Below are 6,914 nucleotides of genomic sequence, written 5' to 3' on the forward strand. Positions count from 1 at the left end.
AAATAAAGTGGTCGGCGAGATAGGATTTGAACCTACGACCCACTGGTCCCAAACCAGTTGCGCTACCAAGCTGCGCTACTCGCCGTCAGTTACTCATAAGAGTATGTTTTAAATGGGGTGGCTAATGAGACTCGAACTCACGACAACCGGAATCACAATCCGGGGCTCTACCAACTGAGCTATAGCCACCATTGCCGATTGAATATTGCTTTTGACCACTGGCGCGCTCGACAAGATTCGAACTTGCGACCTTTGGCTCCGGAGGCCAACGCTCTATCCAACTGAGCTACGAACGCTTACGATTTTTATCGTTTTGTTTAGTGCGTCGCAACGGAGGCGTATATTATAGATTTCACCTTACCTTGTCTAGCACTTTTTTTAAAAAAAGTTACAAAAACATGTTTGCCTGCTTTTAATTTATTCAAAATGAATAATAATTGTCAATTTTGCTGCTTTTTATAGCTGTTTTGTGTAGTAGTAATATGCAAAGCGAAGTAAATTTAATTGACGTTGCCAACGTGTCGGTTGGCTTAATAAACGATACAACCATTCTAAGCCAAGATCTTGCCAAAGTTTAGGTGCACGTTTAACTTTACCGGTAAATACGTCATAAGTTCCGCCTACACCCATATATAAGCAATCAGGATGGGCTTGTTGAGCTTTTTGCATAAAAAGTTCTTGTTTCGGTGAACCCATTGCGACACTCACAAACTTTGCCCCTCTCTGATGAATTCGTTCAATTAGTGCATCTTCATCTTCCGCTTTAAAGTAGCCGTCTTGTGACCCGACAATATTGACATTCCAAGCGGTTAATTTTTGCTGTACTTTTGCCAATGTATCCGCTGTGCTTCCCACTAAAAATACCGGAACCGCTAACTCGCCGGCTTTCTGCATTAGCACTTCCCATAAATCGGCGCCGGCAACTCTTTCGATTTCTTGTATATTCGGATATTTCTTTTTAATGGAACGAACAATACTAATACCGTCCGCATATTTGTACTCTGCATTATCCAGCAGTATGCGAATCTCTGGTTGCTGTTCGCTGATAATGAGTTTTTCTGCATTAATTGCAATTAATTTGCCAGTTTTGACCGCTTGCTGGTTCATTAAAAACTCTACAAAGGTCATTTTGTCTTTTACTGCCAGTAATTCAATACTTCTTATTGTGACGCTTTGTATCATATTAACCTTCTTTTATATGTTTAATGTTGTTAGCAAGCGAACTAACCAGATAAGCGATTCCCCAACATAACGCAAAAGTCACACTGAAAAAACCGAATCGAGAAAAGAAAGCATCGCTCCCTTCTCTAACTAACACAATGATATTGAATACATTGGCAAAGCAATAAGCCTGAATAATTGCAGCTTTGCTGCATTGAGAATCTGTTATGCCATAATCCAGTAATCTATCGAAAGCTTTAATAAGTAAGCCAATAAATGCCATACCTAAAGCGATCATCGGAAAGCCCCCCATAATATAGAAAGAGCCTAAGAGCGTCGGCGAAATGGCTAATCCGGAAAAATTACCTAATATTTCCCACGTAAAATAATTTGCCGTATTTAAAACATAGTCCGGTCTGTCCAACCATAGCCATTTAGGAATATATACATAAAAATCTCGCACTATCGGCATCAATCCCTGATGTTCCATCGGTTGATCTAAAATTAAGGCAACGTTTTCCCACGGTGAGAAGGTGTCGCGTGTTAAATATAAGAAAGTAAATAATGCTTCTTTACCGCTAACATTCAAGCCGTAACGTACCAGAGCTAATACAAACATTGCACCGATCATCGCGACTCCTGCCATCACTAACCATTTAAAGCTAAGGTAGCGTTTATAAAGACCAATAAACAAGAACAACACAAATGCCAATGCTATATTAGCTCTGGTTCCGCCCACTGCTAAATAAGTGAGTACTCCAAATGCCACACCACAGATCAGAAAAGTAACCCACGCTTTTTTATTGTTAGATAGGAAAAACATAATCAGTAGCGCAGGAATAAAGAAATAGAAGAAGCGTTTTAAAGCCACGCCGCTTACCGCAGCGGAAAAGATTTGGTTATATTGCGTAAGTTTAAATAGCAACAGCCCATTCATTGCAATAAACGCCACCAAGCTCGCAGTCGCAACGCCAGCTAATAGGTAAGCGGTCACTTTTGCTTCAAATTTTGCAAATTTCTGTGGAAATTCGACCGCTTGTTGTCTTGTATCCACTCTTGATAATAATGAAGAGTGATAGATAGCGTAATAGATGAGATAACCGGATAAAGCACTAAATAAAGTGAGCAACAAGTTATCCGTACTTTGTAGCTCAACATCAAACCCAAGGGATAATGTTAGCGATAACGGAAAACCTAAATAAAAAGTCACAAAATAAATCACACTAAATAATAAGTGGAAAGAAAAAGGCTTGCGCTGATAAGCCATATAACACAGTGACAGGATCAACCATGCCGATAAAATATAAAATCCACCGAGTAAAGCATATTCCATGATCATATTATTTTTCACTTACCTGTGTTAAAAGCACTAACCATTGCGTACGATAATTCGGCGCAAAAAAACCAATCGTATTTTTATCTAAATTTGCCAATTGCTGTTGAGCTTGTGCGAGCTTGGCTGGAGTTACCTCTTCACTATAGAGAAAAGGAACATTCTCCGCTTGCATATCCAGCGAAAAAGGATTGTTACGACATAAAATCGTAGGGATATTTAGCTGCGTCAGTAAACAGATGGCCCCGATACCCTGTTGGCGTTCAAAGTTAAAATAGCCCACATCACATTTTGCTAATAGCGCCAAATAATCTTCAAAATTCAATTGCTCCGTTAGAATTTCAATTGCATTTTCCGGAAATAATTTGACCGCTTGTTGCCTTACCTGCTCGATATAGTGCAGGTTGTTCGCCGGATAGCCCATCGGAATAATAATGCGAACCTGATCACCTAACTGCTGCTTAAGCTGTACCAATGCATCTAAATGGCGATTCGATCGATCACCGGAATTGCCTAATAAAATGGTTAATGACGAATGATTTGGCGTAATTTCTCGAGGCTGAAGATTTGCCATCTTGGTCGGAAAATATAATACGCTGTCTTGTGTAGGCTCACGTTGCAACTTTTGATGTGCAAAAGCCAAATCTCCTTTCGTTCCCCATAACACCGGCAACTTATTTTGTGCCATACGGCGAATGGGATACATCAGTTTAAATTTCCACGCTTTTGAGTCTTCATATAAATCCGCTCCCCAAATATGCCAATAGCAACGAGAAGCGGGTAAATTTCCAGATAAAATGGCAAACCAAAGCGGAAAATTATACTGACCATGTAAAATAAATTGTGCCTGCTTATCTAAGTGAGCTGTACTTACCACCGCTTGAGCAATACTTTTTTTCGTATCGAAACAAGAAAGAGCGAGATCCGGATAGGCTATCTGTAACGACTGATCCGCCACAACATAAAAGAAATGCTGTTGACCATTTAATTGAGGTAACAGTTCATTCTGGAAAAAGCTCAACACCGTATGATTATGGTGCGGAATATCTGAACCTAAAATATGATAAATCGGTTTCATAAAATGCTTTCTAACAAATAGAAGATAAAAGGCGACCAATTCTGATCGCCACAATACGTTTAAATTACATGATCATTTCCGATGCAAAATACAGTATCGATTAAAAGTTTATCATATGCCGCTTAGAATCAAAACAAGCGGTCAAAAACCACGAAAACTTTACCAATAAAATTAGGAATAATTTGCAATAAAAATAACCTATTTTAAGTAGAGAACTACGACTAGATTAAATTCCTTGCAGTTTTCAAAATTTTCTTCTTTTTCTCCATTTTTGTTATCGCTATGATTGCGAACATTAATTCCTACTATTTTAGTAGGTTACTTATTTTACTATTTAAATTGGAGTAATTTTATGTACTGTGTTCAATGTGAACAAACTATGGTAACCCCAGTGGGAAATGGTTGTAGTTTCGGTCAAGGTATGTGCGGTAAAACGGCGGAAACCTCAGATTTACAAGATTTATTAATCGTCTGCTTACACAGTCTATCTGCGTGGGCGTTAAAAGCGCGTGAACACGGCATTATCAACCACGATGCGGACAACTTCGCCCCTCGAGCTTTTTTTGCCACTTTAACCAACGTTAACTTTGATTCAAATCGCATCGTTGGCTATGCGCAACAAGCGATTATTTACCGTAACGAATTAATTAAGGCGGTCAGCAAATTTGAACCGAACCCAACGATTAACCATCCGTTAGCACACATTGAACTCAAAGGCATTTCGATTGATCAACTTGCCGAACAGGCTAAAGAATTTGCGTTAGATACTGATCGAGCGGAAATCAGTGAAGAAGTTCACGGCGTGCGTTTATTAGCGCTTTACGGCTTAAAAGGTGCGGCGGCTTATTTAGAACACGCTTACGTGTTAGGCAAGTTCGATAACGATTTATATGTGGAATACCACGGCTTTATGGCTTGGTTAGGCACAAAACCAAGCGATTTAAACGAATTACTCGAAAAATCACTCGCTATCGGTGCAATGAACTTCAAAGTAATGGCGATGTTAGATGCCGGCGAAACTGAAACCTTTGGTAATCCTGTGCCAGCAAAGGTAAATATCCGTCCGGTGAAAGGCAAATGTATCCTGATTTCAGGTCACGATCTAAAAGACTTAAAAGAATTATTAGAACAAACCGAAGGCAAAGGTATTAATGTTTATACTCACGGCGAAATGCTACCAGCACACGGCTATCCGGAACTGAAAAAATATAAACATTTAGTCGGTAACTACGGTTCAGGCTGGCAGAATCAACAAAAAGAATTTGCACGCTTCCCTGGGGCGATCGTGATGACTTCAAACTGTTTAATCGATCCAAATGTGGGCGATTATGCCGATCGTATCTTCACTTGTAACATCGTAGGCTGGCCGGGTGTGGTGCATTTAGAAAAACACAACTTTGCACCGGTTATCGAAAAAGCGTTGGAATGTGAAGGCTTCCCATATACCGAATTAGAACATTACATCACAGTAGGCTTCGGTCGCAGGACTTTAATTGACGCATCGGATGCAGTAATTGATTTAGTCAAAGCAGGCAAATTAAGCCATGTATTTGTGATTGGTGGTTGTGATGGCGATAAAGAAGAACGCCATTACTATACGGATTTAGCCTATGCGTTACCGAAAGATACTGCGGTGCTTACGCTTGGTTGCGGTAAATACCGTTTCAACAAATTGGATTTCGGTACTGTTAGTGATATGGGTGATGGCGGCTTACCTCGCTTATTAGATGCTGGTCAATGTAACGACACCTATTCAGCGATTATGTTAGCGGTAACGCTTTCGCAGAAATTAGGGATTGGCTTAAACGAATTGCTACTTTCGATTGTGCTTTCTTGGTTCGAACAAAAAGCGATTATCGTGTTATTAACGCTGTTAGCGCTTGGCGTGAAAAATGTTTATTCAGGCCCTAGCAAACCGGCGTTCTTAAACGACAACGTGATGAATTTATTACACGAAAAATTCGGTTTAAGCGGTTTAACCACCCCTGAACAAGATTTCGGTCATATCATCAATAAATAATTGGCTAATTAAAAAAGAGCGGTCAAATTTCGCAAAATTTTTGCAAATTTAAACCGCTTGTAGGGGCGGGTCCAGTGCCCGCCCGAAAAGAACAAGAAGGAATAATTAAAATGGCAAATACCAATAAAAAACCCTTTATGTATTAATGAATTACAGGTTTATTCAATCGTACAAGAAGCGCCAAAGGTAAAAACGATTAACTTTATCGCACAGGATTTCTACCCATACCAATCAGGGCAATATGCGTTAGACAGCATTCAAAACACTCCGCATATTACTCGTGCTTATTCGCTTTCTTCCACCCCAAGCAAAAGCCGTTTCGTGTCGATTACCGTGCGTAAAATTGAAGGTGGGGTCGGTTCAACTTGGCTCAACAATGACGTTGAAAGTCGGCGACCAAGTGTGGTTCTCCAACCCAATGGGCGAGTTTTCTTGCCAACAGGTATTAGCAGATAATTACTTATTAGTCGGTGCAGGCAGCGGTGTTACCCCGATTATGTCAATGGCTCGTTGGTTATTAGCAAATCGCCCAGAAGTGAACTTAACCGTTATCCATTCCGTACATTCACCGGAAGATGTAATTTTCAAATCGGAATGGCAAGAGCTACAAGCTAAATATCCGAAACTCAACTTAGTGATTAACGCTTCGGTCGTAGCAACAGAAGGCTTTGCAAGCGATCGAATTTCGGCAGAAATTATCAAAAATGTCGTGCCGAATGTGAGCGATTACACCGTGATGACCTGCGGCCCCGAAGCCTATATGACAACGCTAAAAAAATATCGTAACCGATTTAGGCGTAAGCGAAGATCGATTCTTTACCGAAGCTTTCTTTAATACCGCCTTAGCCGGTGAAATCAGTTCGGATAAGAAAACCACTCTTACAATCAACGCTGCAAAACAAATCACTGCAGAAGTACCGGTCGGACCCTATTAGCCGCATTAGAAGCACAAGAACAACCGGTGATTGCTGGCTGTCGCACCGGTCTATGCGGTTTATGTAAGACTAAAGTAACGGGTGGGGAATATGAAGTGGTACACACCGGCGATTTAACCGAAGAAGAAATTGCACAAGGCTATGTGCTGGCGTGTAGCTGTCGTGTGAAAGAAAATGTGAGCGTTTCAGTCTAAAGCCAACCTCAACAAATAATTTTAGTAGGTATTGTTAACACAAAGCCCTCAGATTGATCTGCCCCCCAAAAGTTGGACTAAACCTCCAACAGATTAAGGTGCAGATTTTTTATGACTAAATATAACTCGCTATTCAAACAACAAGTCATCGAGTTTTATCTTCAAAATGACAAAAACCGTTTATTCACCCAAC

Annotated in this window: 4 protein-coding genes, 3 tRNA genes and 1 pseudogene; 2 read left to right on the forward strand and 6 right to left on the reverse strand. The window is 40.3% G+C overall.

The window, feature by feature from the left end:
- Positions 1-8 precede the first annotated feature (8 nt).
- The 6 genes from HMPREF0027_RS00005 to HMPREF0027_RS00030 all read right to left on the reverse strand — a co-directional run bounded on the left by HMPREF0027_RS00005 (position 9) and on the right by HMPREF0027_RS00030 (position 3,572).
- Positions 9-85: transfer RNA gene (locus tag HMPREF0027_RS00005), tRNA-Pro, on the reverse strand.
- A 28-nt stretch (positions 86-113) separates the two neighbouring features.
- Positions 114-189 (reverse strand) — tRNA-His (locus HMPREF0027_RS00010).
- 30 nt (positions 190-219) lie between these two features.
- A tRNA-Arg gene (locus tag HMPREF0027_RS00015) sits at positions 220-296 on the reverse strand.
- Between the two features lie 160 nt (positions 297-456).
- On the reverse strand, positions 457-1,182 hold the full coding sequence (gene wecG, locus HMPREF0027_RS00020; protein WP_005620962.1) for a lipopolysaccharide N-acetylmannosaminouronosyltransferase: 726 nt from the start codon (positions 1,180-1,182) through the stop codon (positions 457-459).
- A 1-nt stretch (position 1,183) separates the two neighbouring features.
- The gene (wzyE, locus tag HMPREF0027_RS00025; protein WP_208853659.1) at positions 1,184-2,500 is read right to left on the reverse strand and encodes an ECA oligosaccharide polymerase; all 1,317 of its coding nucleotides are present in this window, start codon (positions 2,498-2,500) and stop codon (positions 1,184-1,186) included.
- 1 nt (position 2,501) lies between these two features.
- The gene (locus HMPREF0027_RS00030) at positions 2,502-3,572 is read right to left on the reverse strand and encodes a TDP-N-acetylfucosamine:lipid II N-acetylfucosaminyltransferase (RefSeq protein ID WP_005620968.1); all 1,071 of its coding nucleotides are present in this window, start codon (positions 3,570-3,572) and stop codon (positions 2,502-2,504) included.
- Between the two features lie 352 nt (positions 3,573-3,924).
- On the opposite strand from HMPREF0027_RS00030, the gene hcp reads away from it, so the two are divergent.
- Together hcp and hcr are read left to right on the forward strand one after the other, a co-directional pair.
- Positions 3,925-5,592 carry a hydroxylamine reductase gene (hcp, locus tag HMPREF0027_RS00035; protein WP_005620969.1) on the forward strand — a complete coding sequence of 556 codons (1,668 nt, stop codon included), beginning with the start codon at positions 3,925-3,927 and terminating at the stop codon, positions 5,590-5,592.
- A 110-nt stretch (positions 5,593-5,702) separates the two neighbouring features.
- Positions 5,703-6,721: pseudogene (hcr, locus tag HMPREF0027_RS00040) on the forward strand (NADH oxidoreductase).
- Positions 6,722-6,914: the final 193 nt, after the last annotated feature.

The sequence above is a fragment of the Actinobacillus ureae ATCC 25976 genome (genome assembly GCF_000188255.1).
Taxonomy (GTDB): Bacteria; Pseudomonadota; Gammaproteobacteria; order Enterobacterales; family Pasteurellaceae; genus Actinobacillus; species Actinobacillus ureae.

Coding starts and splice junctions, on each gene's coding strand:
- wecG (WP_005620962.1), bottom strand. CDS start 1,182: ATGATACAAAGCGTCACAATAAGAAGTATTGAATTACTGGCAGTAAAA.
- wzyE (WP_208853659.1), bottom strand. CDS start 2,500: ATGATCATGGAATATGCTTTACTCGGTGGATTTTATATTTTATCGGCA.
- HMPREF0027_RS00030 (WP_005620968.1), bottom strand. CDS start 3,572: ATGAAACCGATTTATCATATTTTAGGTTCAGATATTCCGCACCATAAT.
- hcp (WP_005620969.1), top strand. CDS start 3,925: ATGTACTGTGTTCAATGTGAACAAACTATGGTAACCCCAGTGGGAAAT.